The following is a 17,173-nucleotide window of genomic DNA, read 5'->3' on the forward strand; positions in this document are numbered from 1 at the left end:
TAAGATTTTAAAGCGAAATTGTGTACTGTGAATTGTGAAGTAAGAACCGAAAGGAACGGGGGTGTAATATGAATAAGAAATTTACGCATCTGCATCTTCATACTGGTTATAGCTTGCTTGATGGCTCTGGAAAAGTAAAGGATATAATAAGCAGGGCTAAGGAATTAGGGATGGAAAGTATTGCTATAACAGATCATGGTGTTATGTATGGATGTGTTGCATTTTATAAAGAGGCTGTTGCACAAGGAATTAAGCCGATAATCGGATGTGAAATATATGTTGCAGCCAAGTCTATGGATATCAAGGTGAATGATAAGGAAAACAGTACCCATCATTTAGTTTTATTAGTAAAAAATGATGAGGGATATAAAAACCTTATGAAAATAACATCAGAAGCTTCAATTAGAGGTTTTTATTATAAGCCTAGGGTTGACCATGAGTTTTTAAGAAAGCATAGTAAGGGCTTAATAGCATTAAGTGCTTGTTTAGGTGGGGAAGTTCAATCCTGGATACTTAAGGATAATTATGAAAAGGCTAAAGAAACAGCTCTTTTATACAAAGATATTTTTAAAGAAGGTTTTTATTTAGAAATACAAAACCATGGTATGGAAGAGCAGAAAAAGGTTATAGACTGGAACATAAAAATATCAAAAGAAACAGGAATTCCCTTAGTTGCAACTAATGATGTGCATTATATATATCAAAAGGATTATGAAGCTCATGATGTACTAATGTGTATTCAAACAGGAAAAACAATAGATGATACCAACAGGAGAAGATATCCTTCAGATCAGTTTTACTTAAAATCTGCAGAGGAGATGTGGAATATTTTTTCTTTTGTGCCAGAGGCTTTAGAAAACACATCTAAGATAGCAGAAGAATGTAACTTTAATTATGAGTTTCATGTTTCAAAACTTCCAAAATTTCCAGTCCCAGAAGGCATAGAACCCTATGATTATTTAAGAAATATTTGTTATTCCGGTTTGATAGAAAGATATGATGTTTTTAAGGAGTTTTTAAACAAACCATTAAATATTGAGAAGTTTGTGAAACATTATAAAGATAATGAAAAGGCTTATGAATATATTGAGAGATTAGAGCATGAATTATCAATAATAAAGCAGATGGGATATGTAGACTATTTTTTAATAGTTTGGGATTTTATCAGATTTGCAAGGGAAAATGGAATACCAACTGGACCAGGCAGGGGATCTGCTGCAGGGTCAATAGTAGCCTACACTTTAGGAATAACTAAGATAGATCCAATAAAATACAATTTGCTATTCGAAAGATTCTTAAATCCAGAGAGAGTAAGTATGCCTGATATAGATTCAGACTTTTGCTACGAAAGAAGACAGGAAGTTATTGATTATGTTGTTGAAAAGTATGGAATAGATAATGTTTCGCAGATAATAACCTTTGGAACAATGGCTGCAAGAGCCTGTATAAGAGATGTAGGAAGAGCAATGAACTATTCTTACGCAGAAGTTGATAGAATAGCTAAAATGATTCCAACAATGCTTAATATGACAATAGATAAAGCTTTAGAAATAAATCCAGAATTAAAAGAAGCTTATAAGAATGAAGAGAGAGTAAAGGCTTTAATTGATGTAAGTAAGTCTTTGGAGGGGCTTCCAAGGCACTCTTCAACCCATGCAGCTGGAGTTGTAATAGCATCAAAGCCTCTTGTTGAATATGTACCCCTTCAAAAAAATGAAGATTCTATAGTTGCCCAGTTTGATATGACAACTTTAGAGGAATTGGGTTTATTAAAGATGGATTTCCTTGGCTTAAGAACATTAACCGTTATAAATGATGCAGTAAAGATGGTAAAAGAAAATAGAGGAATAGATCTAGATTTAGATAAAATAGACTTTGATGACCAAGAGGTTTATAAAATGATTGGCGAAGGAAAAACCGCTGGGGTTTTTCAATTAGAATCGCCAGGAATGACTGCCTTCATGAAGGAACTTAAACCGGATTCTTTAGAAGATATTATAGCGGGAATATCCCTATATAGACCAGGTCCTATGGCTGAAATTCCTAATTATATAGAAGGTAAGAAAAATCCAAATAAGATTAAGTATATTACTCCAGAACTTGAAGATATCTTAGATGTTACTTATGGGGTTATAGTATATCAAGAGCAAGTTATGCAGATAGTTATGAAACTTGCAGGTTATTCAATGGGAAGAAGTGACCTAGTTAGAAGAGCTATGTCTAAGAAAAAGCATAAAGTTATGGAGGAGGAAAGAAAGAATTTTATTTATGGTATTGTAAAAGAAGATGGAACTATAGAAGTTCCTGGTTGTATAAGAAATGGAATTTCAGAAGAAGTTGCGAATAAAATCTTTGATCAGATGATGGACTTTGCAAGTTATGCCTTTAATAAGTCCCATGCAGCAGCTTATGCAGTAGTAGGCTATCAAACTGCATATTTAATGAAGTATTATCCAGTAGAAACAATAGCAGCTATGTTAAACTCTGTTATGGGAGCAAGCGAAAAGGTTGCTAATTATATAAATTTTGCTGAAAGTTTAGGAATAGAAGTTTTACCTCCAGATATAAATGAGAGCTATTCAAAATTTACTGTTAAAGGAGATAAAATAAGATTTGGGTTAGCAGCTATAAAAAATGTTGGTTATAGCGTAGTAGAATCTATAGTTGATTCAAGAAATAAAAAAGGAACTTTTGAATCCCTAATGGATTTTATAAATAAAATTGATTTATCTGCAGTTAATAAGAGGGCTATAGAAAGCTTAATCAAGGCAGGGGCTTTGGATTGTTTTAAGGTATATAGATCAAGACTATTGGCTGTATATGAGAAGTTAATGGATGGAGTTTCAAGCGAAAAGAAACGTAATATAGATGGGCAAATAAGTCTATTTGCTTTAGAAGAAGATATAATTGAAGCACCGGAAATTAATTATCCTAATATAAAAGAGTTTTCTAAAAAGAACCTCTTAGCAATGGAAAAGGAAATGACAGGACTATATTTATCTGGACATCCACTAGATGAATATGTTTATAGTCTTAAGGTTCAAACCACAACAGATATAGGAAAGGTATTTAAGTCTCATGAGATAATTCAGGAAGCTTATGGACATATGGAAGTTCCAGATAATATAATTCATGATGAAGATAGGGTTATTCTTGGTGGCATTTTGACTTCTGTAAATCAGAAAATTACAAGAAATAATACCATGATGGCCTTCTTGCAGTTAGAAGATTTAACAGGAACTATAGAAGTAATAGTATTTCCTAAAACTTTAGATAAAGTAAGAGAATTTATTAAGGAAGATAATTTGGTTGTTATAAAAGGAAGGATAAGTATTAAAGAGGATGAAGCCCCTAAGCTTATATGTGAGACTATAGAACCTTTAGAAAAATTAAATTCGTCCAAGGTCTATATAAGAGTTGATGATATGAATTCAGCAAAGGCCTTTATTAAAGAAGTCAGAGAAATTCCTGAAGAGTATAAAGGGGATACTGCAATTTACATATTTACTGCAAATGATAGAAAGCAATACAGGGTACCAAGAGATATTTGGGTAAATACAGATTTAGATACAATTAGTTATCTTAAAGAACTTATGGGAGAAGAAAATGTAAAGCTGGTAGAATAATATTAAGGCTGTTTTGTAGCGTTAGTTATAAAGCAGCCTTGAATTATTGTGTTTTATAGAGTTATTGATAAATTATAAATTATAAGTAAAAATAGTGAAAATATTAACAAAATTTTTTAAAAATTGAAAAAAGGTAAAAGATTACAATGAAAAAGTTGTAAAGTTATCTGAAAGTTTAAGAAAAATAATTAAATATTCTATAAATTATAAAAAAATAGGTTATAATAAATATAGCAAACTATAAAAAAGTCGATAAAAATCGTAATTATTCATTATTTTAGTTGCATAAAAGCTGACTTCAAAGTAAAATAGATTAGTAGTAAATATAGTTGAAATTTTCAGTTAAAAACAGTAAGTTATATAATTTATTTTTTTATAATAAAAGACTAATTAAACAAAAGTTGGGACAAACTTTGCCCCTATGGTGTTAAGGAGGAAAAGGCATGCAAAAAATAGCTATTTTAACAAGTGGTGGAGATGCTCCTGGAATGAATGCAGCAATAAGAGCAGTTGTTAGAACTGCACTGCATAAGGGAATTCAAGTTATGGGAGTTCAAAGAGGATATGCAGGTCTAATTAATGGAGAGCTTATTCCTATGAATAGATCATCTGTATCAGATATTATTCATAGAGGTGGTACAATCCTAAGAACTGCTAGATGTCCTGAATTCAAAAAAGAAGAAGTTAGAGAAAAAGCAGCAAAAATATTAAAAGCTTATGGAATCGATGCTTTAGTAGTAATTGGTGGAGATGGATCCTTTACTGGAGCCAAGCTTTTATCAAAATTAGGAGTAAAAACTGTAGGAATTCCTGGAACAATTGATAATGATTTAGTTTATACTGACTACACAATTGGATTTGACACAGCATTAAATACAGTAATAGATGCAATAGATAAGGTTAGAGATACATCTACTTCTCATGAAAGAGTTTCTATATTAGAAGTAATGGGAAGAGATTGTGGAGATTTAGCTTTATATGCAGGTATTGCTGGTGGAGCAGAATATATAATAACTCCAGAAAAAGGTTTTTCAAGAGATGAATTATGTAAAGTTATTCTTGAAGGAAAGCAAAATGGTAAAGTACATAATTTAATTCTACTTGCAGAAGGAGTAGGTGGAGCTCAAGAATTAGCTGAATATGTTGAAAATGTTACAGGAATAGAAACAAGAGCTACAGTTTTAGGTCATATTCAAAGAGGAGGAAGCCCAACTGCAACAGATAGAATTTTAGCTTCAAGAATGGGAGCTAAAGCAGTAGAAGTTCTTTTAGAAGGAAAAACTTCAAGAGTAATTGGTATAAGAGACAATAAGATTATTGATGATGATATAGACGAAGCTTTAGCAATGGAAAGAAAATTTGATGATGAATTATTTGATTTATCACAATTAATTTCATCATAAAAATAGCTTTGTAGTTTTATTATAATAAATTACTAATTGCATAAATTTATATCCAAAGTGAAGGAGTGTATTAGATGAGAAAGACTAAGATGGTGTGTACAATAGGACCTGCTAGCGATACCCCAGAAATATTATCTAAAATAATAGAAGCAGGAATGAATGTATCTAGACATAACTTTTCCCATGGAGACCATGAAGAACATGGAAAAAGAATAAGATTAGTTAAAGAATTATCTGAAAAGTATAATAAGCAAATAGCTGTAATGTTAGATACAAAAGGACCAGAAATAAGAACAGGAAAATTCGAACCTAAAAAGGTTGAATTAAAAGCTGGAGATGATTTTGTAATTTATGCAGGAGAAGATGTAGTAGGAGATACTACTAAATGTTCTGTTACTTATGCAGGATTAGCAAATGATGTTAAGGCTGGAGATACAATCTTAATAGATGATGGTTTAGTTGGATTAGAAGTTAAATCAGTTGATGGAAACAAAATTAACTGTAAAGTCCTAAATACAGGATTTGTAGGAACTCATAAGGGAGTAAATGTTCCAGGAGTTTCAATAAATCTACCTGCTTTAACAGAAAAAGATATAGCAGACCTTAAATTTGGATGCGAAATTGGAGTTAACTTTATTGCAGCTTCATTTATAAGAAAAGCAGCAGACGTTGAAGCAATAAGAAAAGTATTAAATGAAAATGGTGGAGAAGATATAAAAATATTCTCTAAGATAGAAAATCAAGAAGGTGTAGATAATATAGATGCTATATTACAAGCATCTGATGGTATTATGGTAGCAAGAGGAGACTTAGGAGTAGAAATTCCTATGGAAAAGCTGCCTGCTGTACAAAAAATGATAATTCAAAAGTGTAATGATGCAGGAAAACCAGTTATAACAGCAACTCAAATGTTAGATTCTATGATAAGAAATCCAAGACCAACTAGAGCAGAAGTTTCAGACGTAGCAAATGCAATTTATGATGGAACAGATGCAATAATGTTATCAGGAGAATCTGCAAATGGAGATTGGCCAGTAGAAGCAGTACAAACTATGGCTAGAATAGCAGAAGAAGCTGAAAAACAATTACGTTATGAAATAGCTACATCTAAAGCTAAGTCTCATATACCTGCAACAGCTGGTGTTATTTCAAGAGCAGCTGCAAATGCTGCATATGAATTAAAGGCAGCTGCAATTATTACAACAACTCAAAGTGGATCAACAGCAAGAAGAGTTTCTCAATGTAGACCAGATTGCCCAATAGTTGCTGTAACTCCATATGAAAGAGTAGCTAAGAGTTTAGCAGCATCATTTGGAGTATATCCAGTAGTTTCAAATGAAATGACATCAACAGATCAAATGATGGAAGAATCAATTAAAACTGCTAAAGAAAATGGCTTTGTAAAAGAGGGAGATACTGTTATTATAGTAGCAGGAGTTCCTCTAGCAGAAGTAGGAACTACAAACCTATTAAAGGTTAGTGAAGTAAACTAGTTGAGTTTTATTAAAATATAAATTATATACAATAAAAGGTTATTACATAAATAATTTTATGTAATAACCTTTTTTTACATTTTCTCAAAAATAAATATATAAAAATTAAATAATAAAATTAAGAAATTTTTGAATAAAAAAACATAAAAGAATGAAAAAATTAATGAATTGTTAAAAAAATCCTCTTGAATACATTTACAATAGATTTAATTAATAAATAATCGTATAAAAATTAATAAAAATGAAAAAATATATGCATTTTTTAAGAAAGTCGAATTTTAAAATTTTTAATAAAACTGCATATTTAGTATTAAAAAAATATAATAATAATTAATAAATTGATAAATTTATATATTGACAAAGGAAAAATTGAATATATAATATTAATTAAGAAATTTTTATAAATTAATAAAAATTTAAATTCTTTCTAAAAATTTTAATGAATAAGGGGGCTATTAATATGAAAAGTATCAAAAAGCTATTGTCTTTGGCAGTAGCAATGTCATTGACATTTAGCTTAGTAGCTTGTGGTGGGGGAAGTAAAACAAGCGGAAACAATGGTAGCGGCTCAGAAGCTTCAGAAACTTCTGGTGGTACTTTAAAAGTACAATTTGACGTTGAAGTTGCATCGATGGATCCACAAATTGCTACAGATGGAACTTCTTTCGAAGCTATTGCAGCAATTACAGAAGGTCTATATTCTGTTGATGCAGATGGTAATCCAATTTTAGCTATTGCAGAATCAGCTGAAAAAAGTGAAGATGGATTAACTTATAAATTTAAATTAAAGGATGCGAAGTGGTCAAATGGAACAGCAGTAACTGCCAATGACTTTGTTTTTGCATGGAGGCGTCTTGCTGATCCAAAGACAGCTAGTGAATATGCATTTATGGTAAGCATTGCAGGCTTAAAAAATGCAGATGCTGTTTTAGCAGGAGAAAAGGGAGTAGAAGAATTAGGAGTAAAAGCTGAAGATGATAAAACGTTGGTAGTTGAATTATCACATCCAGTTACATTCTTTGAATCATTAATGACATTCCCATCATTCTTCCCTGTAAATGAAGAATTCTTTAAGCAGGCAGGAGATAATTTTGGAACATCACCTGATACTATTTTAGCTAATGGTCCATTTAAGGTTGCATCTTATGAGCCAGCAGCAACAACAATAGAATTAGTAAAGAATGATCAATACTGGGATGCAGCAAGTGTTAAGCTAGATGGAATTCAATTCCAAGTAATTAAAGAAGCTCAGCAAACAATGTTATCATACCAAAATGGTGATTTAGATGTTGCAACACTTGCAGGAGAACAAGTAGAACAATTTAAGAATGATCCAGAGTTTAATAATGTTGCAGCAGGTTATTTATGGTATCTTTCACCAAACCAAAAGGTTAAGGGATTAGAAAATGTAAACTTACGTAAAGCAATTGCATTATCTTTTGATAAGGAAGCAATAGTTAATAATATATTAAAAGACGGTTCAATAGTAGCAGATTTTGCAGTCCCAAAGTTACTTGCTACAGGACCTGATGGAAAAGATTTTAGAGAAGGTATAGAACCATATCTTTCTACAGACAAAGAAAAGGCTAAAGAATACTTTGAAAAAGCTAAGAAAGAATTAGGACAAGAAGCTTTTTCATACAAAATGGTTGTAGAAGATACAGAATCAGCTCAAAATGTAGCTCAATTTATTCAAGCTCAAGTTCAAGAAAACTTACCAGGAGTTACAATAGAATTAGAAGTAATGCCTAAGAAAAATAGAGTTGAAAGAATGCAAGCTGGAGATTACGAACTTGGATTAACTCGTTGGGGCCCAGACTATGCAGATCCAATGACATATTTAGATATGTGGACTACAGATAGTCCTAACAACTATGGATTATGGTCAAATGCTGAATATGATAAAATAATCGAATCAGCAAAGAATGGTGAATTATCATTAGATCCTGAAGCTAGATGGACTGCATTAAAAGATGCAGAAAAAATGGTTATGGATGAAGCTGTTATATTACCTATATATCAAAAGGGTAATGCAGTAATGATCAAGAGCAACGTTTCAGGAATAGAACACCACTCAGTAGGAGTTACAAGAATCTTTAAAAATGTAACTAAGAACTAAGAAGTATAATAATTATTAAATATTACAGTGGTAAAAGCTTGCCACTGTAATTTTTTAAAGGAGGAATTGCAGATGAAAAAATATCTGCTAAAGAGAATAGTAATTTCTATAACAACATTGTTACTTATTTTATTAATACTATTTTTAATGCTTGAGTATATGCCTGGCTCTCCATTTAATGATGAAAAGTTAACAGTAGAGCAGCTTGCTTTATTAAATCAAAAGTATGGATTAGATAAACCGGTATTTGTGAGATTTTTTAATTATGTAAAAAATATGCTTACAGGAGATTTTGGAGTTTCTTATACAATTTCAAAAAATACGCCTATATCTACTTTGTTAGAAACGCGTTTGCCAATATCAGTAAGAATCGGGGGACAAGCTGTTTTATTAGGAACAATAATAGGATTAATTTTAGGTGTAGTAGCAGCTTTAAAGCATAATACCATATGGGATACAATGACTACAGTAATTTCAGTATTAGGTGTTAGTTTGCCTTCATACGTTTTTGCATTAGGGCTATCTTATTCATTAGGATTTAAAGTAAATTTATTTCCACTTTTATATGATGGAGATGTTCCATTTAAATCTTCGGTACTTCCAACAATAGCTTTATGTATGTTTACAATAGCAACAATTGCTCGTTTTACAAGAACAGAAATGTTAGAAGTATTAGATTCGGATTATATGCAGCTTGCAGAAAGTAAAGGAATAAATGGAATTAGATTAATAACAAGACATGCATTAAGAAATGCTTTAATTCCAATTATTACAGTGCTAGCACCATTAATTGTAGGTTTAATGACAGGAAGTTTGGTTATTGAAAAGATATTTTCAATTCCTGGAATAGGAAGTCTTTTAGTAACTGCAATTCAATCAAATGACTATAACGTTATAGTTGCAATAGCTTTTATATACAGTGCTATGTATATAGGAATAATGTTATTAGTTGATATATTATATGGAGTTATTGATCCTAGAATAAGATTAGCAAAGGGGGATGAACATGAGTAATACAACATTTAATGAGAAAATAGAATTTTTAGAAGATGATTTTGAACTAGTTGGTGCTGAAAATGTTGGTACTGTTGATAAGGTTTATGTTAGTCAATCTTATTGGCAAGATGTTCTAACCCGTTTAAAGAGAAATAAGGGGGCAATGATAGCGTTAATATCTATTATAATAATTACCTTACTTGCAATATTTGGTGTTGGAATGAATGAGCATAGTTATGATTCTCAAATTATTGCCCATCAAAATCTTGCACCAAGAGTTCCAGGAATAGAAAAGCTAGGAATATTTGATGGTAGTGAAACTATGAATACATCTTCAGGAGAGGTTGAAGTTAATAGATATGTATCTAATGATGGAAGCAAAACAGGATTAGAAGATGTATATTATTGGTTTGGTACAGATATTTTAGGAAGAGATATATTTACAAGAACTTGGATGGGAACAAGAATTTCTCTTTATATTGCTGTAGTTGCAGTTTTAATTGATATAATATTTGGTTTAAGCTATGGTCTTATTTCAGGATATTTTGGCGGAGCAGTTGATAATGCAATGCAACGTTTTGCTGAAATATTAAATGGTATTCCAAACTTAGTAATTGTAACTTTATTAATTATTGTATTAAAGCCTGGACTTATTACAATTACCTTTTCGCTTATGATTACTGGATGGATAGGAATGAATCGTATTGCTAGAGCTCAAATGCTTAAATTGAAGGAACAAGAATTTGTTTTGGCTTCTAGAACATTAGGAGCAAAAGATTTCTTTATCATTTTTAAAGAAATTCTTCCTAATATACTAGGACCTATAATTACTAATACAATGTTCTCAATACCAAATGCTATATTTACAGAAGCCTTCCTAGCATTTATTGGATTAGGAGTTCCAGCTCCAATGGCTTCATTAGGTTCACTAATAAGTGAAGCATTTAAGTCATTTACAACACATCCATATATGATATTGCCCCCAGTAATAGTACTTGCAATATTAATGTTAAGCTTCAATATACTGGCTGATGGTATACGTGATGCATTTGACCCTAAGATGAAAGAAAGATAGGAGGCTTGGATAGATGAAAAAAGAAAAAATATTATCAATAAAAGATTTATCTATATCCTTCGAAACTTCAGCAGGTATGATGAATGCTATTAGAGGTGTTAATTTAGATTTATATAGAGGAGAAACCCTTGCAATAGTAGGTGAAAGTGGTAGTGGAAAATCAGTTACCATGAAGGCTGCAATGGGAATATTAAGTAATAATGGGAAGGTTAATTCCGGAAGTATTGATTTTACCTATTATAGAGATAATGAAAAAGTTCAAGTTGATATTTTAAAGCTTTCAAAGAAGGAAATGAGACAGAGGATTAATGGAAAGAGAATAGCAATGATTTTCCAAGATCCTATGACATCTTTAAACCCAACAATGACAATAGGTGCTCAAATAATGGAAGGTATGATATGGCATTATAAGACACCTAAAGAAGAAGCGCGAAAGAGAGCCATTGAACTATTAGATCTTGTTGGTATTACAAATCCGGAAAAGAGAATGAAAAGCTATCCTCATCAACTTTCAGGTGGAATGAGACAAAGAGTTGTTATAGCTATTGCTCTTGCTTGTAATCCTGACTTATTAATTTGTGATGAGCCAACAACTGCTTTGGATGTAACTATACAAGCAAAGATTCTAGAGCTAATAAAAGATATTCAAAAGAAATTAAATATTTCAGTTATATATATTACTCATGATCTTGGGGTTGTAGCAAAGGTTGCAGATTATGTAGCAGTAATGTATGCAGGAAAGATAATTGAAAAGGGAAAAGTAGATGAGATATTCTATGATCCTAGACACCCATATACTTGGGGCTTATTATCTGCAATGCCTGATATTAATACTAATGATGATAGACTTTATACAATACCAGGAACCCCAGCAAATCTACTAAACAAGGTAGAAGGAGATGCTTTTGCTCCAAGAAATAAATATGCCTTAAATATTGATTTCAGATTAGAGCCTCCTATGTTCAAAATTACAGATACTCATTATGCTGCAACATGGCTATTACATGAAAAGGCGCCAAAAGTTGAAATGCCTAAGGAGCTACGTGATAGAATAGAGAGAATGAAGAAGGAGGCGTATTTAAATGCATAATAAGCAACCTTTATTAGAAGTGAAAAATTTAAAGCAACATTTTAAGGTAAGCAGAAAGTTTACAGTGAAGGCTGTAAATGGTGTTTCCTTCGAAATTTATCCAGGAGAGACTTATGGTTTAGTTGGTGAATCAGGAAGTGGGAAGTCTACAATAGGACGTTCAATTATTCGTCTATATGATCCTACTGATGGAGAAATAAAATTTGATGGGATAGATATATCTGGTAAGTTAACTAAGGAACAAGATAAACATTTAAGAACTAATATGCAAATGATTTTTCAAGATCCTATGGCATGTTTAAATCCTCGTAGAAAAGTATTAGACATTGTTGCACAAGGATTAGATATTCACCGCTTATATAATAGTAAGGAAGAACGTGAAGAAAAAGTATATAAAATACTAGAGAAGGTTGGTCTATCAAAAGAACATGCAAATAGATTTCCACATCAATTTTCAGGTGGTCAAAGACAACGTATAGGAATAGCAAGAGCTCTTGTAATGAATCCTAAACTAATTATAGCGGATGAAGCAATAAGTGCCTTAGATGTATCTATTCAAGCTCAAGTTGTAAACTTAATGAAGGATATTCAAAAAGAGACTAACACTGCATTTTTATTTATTGCACACGATTTGTCAATGGTTAAATATATTTCAAATAGAATAGGAGTATTACATTTAGGATATTTACTTGAAACAGGAACTACTGAGGAAATTTTCTCAAATCCTATTCATCCGTATACTAAATCATTGTTATCTGCTATTCCTCATCCTAATCCAGCAGTTGAAAAAACAAGAATATCTGAAACTTATGATTACGAAACAAGTGGAATAGACTATGCAAAAGGTACAAGCAAACATGTAAGTGGAACTCATTATGTATTAGCTACAGATGAGGAATATGAAAAGTGGACAAAAAAATAATATAAGCCCATTCATAATTTTTCTATAAATTTTATACCCTATAGAATAGATTTTTATATATCTAATCTATAGGGTATCTTTATAATAAATTTAATATCTGATCCTATTAAATTCACTGAAGAAGGAAAGGGGACTATAGCAAAATAAAATTTTATAATGTGTATTTTAAATGATAATAATTTTAAAAAATATTGACAAAATATAAAGAGAAGAATAAGATATAAATATACCCCCTACCAGGGGGTAGGGATGAAAGGGGTAGAAGTATGAATAGTGAAAAAAAAAAGGCTATAAAAACTTTGAAAATTGCAAGGGGGCAAGTAGAAGCAGCTATTAAGATGATTGAAGATGAAAGATATTGTGTAGATGTATCTAATCAAATTATTGCTGCACAATCACTTTTGAAAAAAGCAAATTTACTTATCTTAAAGCAGCATATGAACCATTGTGTTATAGAAGCAGTAGAGCATAATAAGGGACCTGAGAAGATAGATGAAATTATGAATCTCTTATCAAAGGTAATTGGCAAATAAATATTAAATAAGGAGGGTAATAAATGGCAAGTAAGTCGTTGAAAATAGAAGGAATGACCTGTGCAGCCTGTGCAAAAGCTGTAGAAAGAGTTACAAAAAAGCTAGATGGAGTAATAGAATCAAATGTTAATCTTGCTACAGAAAAGTTAAATATAGATTTTGATGAGGAAAAGCTTAAGCTTCAAGATATTAAGAATGCTATTGAGAAAGCAGGATATAAAGCTATTGATAATACTGTTAGCAAGACAATTAAGATAGAAGGAATGACTTGTGCAGCTTGTGCAAAAGCAGTAGAAAGAGTAACAAGGAAACTAGATGGTGTAGTGGAATCAAATGTGAATTTAGCAACAGAAAAATTAACAATAAGTTATGAAGCAGATAAGTTAAGACTTTCAGAAATAAAAAAGGCCATCGAAAAAGCAGGTTACAAGGCAATAGAAGAAGTTGTGACAGTAGATTCAGATAAAGAAAAAAAGGAAAGAGATATTGAAACTTTATGGAAAAAGTTTATTGTAGCAGCTATTTTTACAGTTCCATTGCTTTATATATCAATGGGACATATGGTGGGGGCGCCACTTCCAAAGTTTTTAGACCCTCATTTTAATCCGGGAGCCTTTGCTTTAGCCCAGTTAATTCTAACTATACCAGTAGTAATTGCAGGTAATAAATATTATAAAGTTGGATTCAAAACCTTATTCAAGGGAAGCCCTAACATGGATTCTCTTATTGCAATAGGAACATCAGCAGCAGTTGTTTATGGCATATTTGCAACTTATAAGATTTTCACAGGACATCATGAATATGCAATGGATTTATACTTTGAATCAGCAGCAACTATTATTACTTTAATAACTCTAGGTAAATATTTAGAGGCAGTTTCTAAAGGAAAAAGTTCTGAAGCTATTAAGAAATTAATGGGCCTTGCTCCTAAGACAGCTTTAGTTATAAGGAATGGAAAGGAAGAAGAAATTTCTATTGATGAAGTAGAAGTAGGAGATATAATAGTAGTTAAACCTGGTGAAAAGATGCCAGTTGATGGAGAAGTTGTTGAGGGAATTACTTCTGTAGATGAATCAATGCTAACAGGAGAAAGTATTCCTGTAGAAAAGAACGTTGGAGATAAAATAATAGGTGCAAGTATAAATAAAAATGGTACTATTAAATACAGAGCTACTAAGGTAGGAAAAGATACAGCCCTTTCCCAAATAATTAAATTAGTAGAAGAGGCTCAAGGTTCAAAAGCACCAATTGCAAAATTAGCCGATATTATTTCAGGATATTTTGTTCCAATAGTAATTGTATTAGCAGTTATTTCTGGATTAGGATGGTATTTTATAGGCAAGGAATCAGGAGTATTTTCTTTAACAATATTTATAGCAGTCTTAGTAATAGCTTGTCCATGTGCTTTAGGCCTTGCTACTCCAACAGCGATTATGGTTGGTACAGGTAAGGGGGCAGAATATGGAGTGTTAATAAAGAGTGGAGAGGCATTAGAGACTGCTCATAAAATTCAAACTATTGTATTCGATAAAACAGGCACTATTACAGAAGGAAAACCAAAAGTAACAGATATAATTGTTTCTAATGGCTTACATGAAAATGACTTATTACAATTAGCAGCCTCAGCAGAAAAGGGTTCAGAACATCCTTTGGCAGAAGCTATTGTAAAGGCTGCAGAGGAAAAAGGACTAGAGTTTAGGAAGGTTAACTTCTTTAAAGCAATTCCTGGTCTTGGTATAGAAGTTAATATAGATGAAAAGTCTATATTTATAGGAAATAGAAAATTAATGAATGAAAATAAAATTTCCTTAGAAAATTTAGAAGAAGTTTCTAATAGATTAGCTGAAGAAGGTAAGACACCAATGTATATATCTATAGATAATAAAATAGCAGGAATTATTGCCGTAGCTGATACAGTTAAGGAAAATAGTAAAAGGGCAATAGAAAGACTTCATGCTATGGGAATTGAAGTTGCAATGATTACTGGAGATAATAAGAAAACAGCAGAAGCAATAGCTAAGCAGGTTGGAATAGATAGAATTCTTGCAGAAGTTTTACCAGAAGATAAGGCTAATGAGGTTAAAAAACTACAAGTTGAAGGCGAGAAGGTTGCTATGGTTGGTGATGGTATTAATGATGCTCCGGCATTAGCCCAAGCAGATATAGGGATAGCAATAGGTTCTGGAACAGACGTTGCTATGGAATCCGCAGATATAGTTCTTATGAGAAGTGATTTAATGGATGTGCCAACAGCTGTAGAGTTAAGTAAAAGTACTATAAGAAATATAAAACAAAATTTATTCTGGGCTTTTGGATATAATACTATTGGAATACCAGTTGCAATGGGATTACTTCATATATTTGGAGGACCACTATTAAATCCTATGATAGCAGGAGCAGCTATGAGTTTAAGCTCAGTATCAGTAGTAACTAATGCATTAAGATTAAAGAGATTTAAGCCGAAAGCTTAAGTAAAAGATTGCGAAATACTTTTTAAATGCTATTAATTAAAAAACATGTAAAAAATATAAAAATGTTAATTAGGAGGAATTTATTATGAAAAAGAAGATATTAATTGAAGGAATGAGCTGTGGACATTGTGTTGCACATGTTAGGGAAGCTTTAGAAGAAATAAAGGCAGAAGTTTTAGATGTAAGTTTAGATACAAAGTCAGCTACTGTTGATTTAACAAATAGTAATGTTTCTGATGAAGACATAAAAGCTATAATTGATGATTACGGCTATAAAGTAGTAGGAATAGAAGTAGTTTAGTTATCAAATAAAAATAGAGCTTGATATTATTAATTATCAAAGCTCTATTTTTTTATTTAATATAATATTTGTTAATCACAATTATAAATTGGTTCGAAAAAAGCAATTTGTCTTTTACCAAGTTTAAAATATTCTATTCGCTTAAATAATTTATGTTCAAGTTTTGTTTTTTTATCAGCAATTATTATCATAAGGGAATGCTTTTTATCAAGAGCTTTATAGCTATTTTCAAATAAATTTTGAATTGGATTTTTACTTTCAGTGTTCCAATCAACGATATTTCCATAAGGAATATCAGTAATTAGAATATTAACCTTTTCAATAGGAAAATCCTTCATATCAGTAATATCTCTTTGCATACATTTTATTTTAATGTCTTCCTTTTTTATTAAATTCTCTAAGCTAGCTATGCTTTCTAATGCTTGTAAGTGAGAATCTTTTCCAAAAGCTTCAATATAGCCCTTGATTTCTTTCTTTCTTTTATTTAGTCCTTCTATTGAGAGTAATGAGAGATTTTTCTTTGCAATTTCTAATACCCTAATGTCATAATCAGTTGCTATTATTTCAGAAATTAAATTATTATATAAAAAACCGATAGTTGTAAGTATAAATCCTCCTCCACAGCAAGGATCATATATTTTATATGGTCCATTGGCACCTTTAGATTTAAGAATATGGAAGGCTCTCTGAATAATTTCACTTGTTAAGCGAACTGGAAAGGCTGTTGTATTTAAACCATTATATAAAACGCGTCCGCTTGAAAAGTCACTAAAGTCTTTTTTAGTTGTTTCAAATTTATATTGCATAAATAAGTCACCACTTTCTTTTTTTCCATAAAACAAGCACTTAATATTTTAACATAATTAAAAGCAGAATACTTGATATATTTTATACAAATAAAAAAGGGGCTGTCGCACTAAATAATTAGTGTGAAGCTCCTTTTTGATGAAAAAAATAAATCCCAGACTTTAAAAGTCTAGGATTTATGGTAAAATATTTTTCATGCCTATAAAAAAAATCTTACGAAAAAATTATACTTTAAATCAAAAGGTTTATCAACTAAAACTTCCTTTTGATATTGATTGCATAATTCCAAGTAATGATTCTGTGCGATTACTAAGCCAGTTTGTAGAGGAGATGGATT

12 protein-coding genes are annotated in these 17,173 nt (G+C 31.2%); 11 read left to right on the forward strand and 1 reads right to left on the reverse strand.

Going from position 1 to position 17,173, the window contains the following annotated elements; genetic code table 11:
• Positions 1-68: 68 nt before the first annotated feature.
• The 11 genes from KQI16_RS03715 (at position 69) to KQI16_RS03765 (ending at position 16,029) form a co-directional block, all read left to right on the forward strand.
• Positions 69-3,626: a DNA polymerase III subunit alpha gene (locus KQI16_RS03715; RefSeq protein WP_216432337.1), complete on the forward strand. Its 3,558-nt coding sequence runs from the start codon at positions 69-71 to the stop codon at positions 3,624-3,626.
• Between the two features lie 443 nt (positions 3,627-4,069).
• Positions 4,070-5,029 carry a 6-phosphofructokinase gene (gene pfkA, locus KQI16_RS03720; protein ID WP_216432339.1) on the forward strand — a complete coding sequence of 320 codons (960 nt, stop codon included), beginning with the start codon at positions 4,070-4,072 and terminating at the stop codon, positions 5,027-5,029.
• A 74-nt stretch (positions 5,030-5,103) separates the two neighbouring features.
• Complete coding sequence (gene pyk, locus KQI16_RS03725; protein ID WP_216432341.1) at positions 5,104-6,522, forward strand: pyruvate kinase; 1,419 nt, start codon at positions 5,104-5,106, stop codon at positions 6,520-6,522.
• 460 nt (positions 6,523-6,982) lie between these two features.
• Positions 6,983-8,641: a peptide ABC transporter substrate-binding protein gene (locus tag KQI16_RS03730; RefSeq protein WP_216432343.1), complete on the forward strand. Its 1,659-nt coding sequence runs from the start codon at positions 6,983-6,985 to the stop codon at positions 8,639-8,641.
• Between the two features lie 72 nt (positions 8,642-8,713).
• A complete protein-coding gene (locus KQI16_RS03735) occupies positions 8,714-9,655 on the forward strand; it encodes an ABC transporter permease (RefSeq protein WP_216432345.1) in 942 nt (313 codons plus the stop codon).
• Positions 9,648-10,712: an ABC transporter permease gene (locus tag KQI16_RS03740; RefSeq protein ID WP_216432347.1), complete on the forward strand. Its 1,065-nt coding sequence runs from the start codon at positions 9,648-9,650 to the stop codon at positions 10,710-10,712. Before KQI16_RS03735 ends, KQI16_RS03740 begins: the two co-directional genes overlap by 8 nt.
• A 13-nt stretch (positions 10,713-10,725) precedes the next feature.
• On the forward strand, positions 10,726-11,802 hold the full coding sequence (locus KQI16_RS03745; protein ID WP_216432348.1) for an ABC transporter ATP-binding protein: 1,077 nt from the start codon (positions 10,726-10,728) through the stop codon (positions 11,800-11,802).
• Positions 11,795-12,724, forward strand: a complete 930-nt coding sequence (locus tag KQI16_RS03750) for an ABC transporter ATP-binding protein (RefSeq protein WP_216432350.1) — start codon at positions 11,795-11,797, stop codon at positions 12,722-12,724. The genes KQI16_RS03745 and KQI16_RS03750 overlap by 8 nt, the downstream gene beginning before the upstream one ends.
• A gap of 266 nt (positions 12,725-12,990) precedes the next feature.
• Positions 12,991-13,257 (forward strand): metal-sensing transcriptional repressor, encoded by a 267-nt coding sequence (locus tag KQI16_RS03755; protein WP_216432352.1) that lies wholly within the window; start codon positions 12,991-12,993, stop codon positions 13,255-13,257.
• Between the two features lie 23 nt (positions 13,258-13,280).
• Entirely contained in the window at positions 13,281-15,728 is a 2,448-nt protein-coding gene (locus tag KQI16_RS03760) for a heavy metal translocating P-type ATPase (protein WP_216432354.1), read from the forward strand.
• Positions 15,729-15,813: 85 nt separating this feature from the next.
• On the forward strand, positions 15,814-16,029 hold the full coding sequence (locus tag KQI16_RS03765; protein WP_119866357.1) for a heavy-metal-associated domain-containing protein: 216 nt from the start codon (positions 15,814-15,816) through the stop codon (positions 16,027-16,029).
• 71 nt (positions 16,030-16,100) lie between these two features.
• On the opposite strand, the gene KQI16_RS03770 is transcribed toward KQI16_RS03765, so the two are convergent.
• On the reverse strand, positions 16,101-16,835 hold the full coding sequence (locus KQI16_RS03770) for a hypothetical protein (RefSeq protein WP_216432356.1): 735 nt from the start codon (positions 16,833-16,835) through the stop codon (positions 16,101-16,103).
• Positions 16,836-17,173 lie beyond the last annotated feature (338 nt).

The organism is Caproiciproducens sp. MSJ-32 (assembly GCF_018918055.1).
Taxonomy (GTDB): Bacteria; Bacillota; Clostridia; order Clostridiales; family Clostridiaceae; genus Clostridium.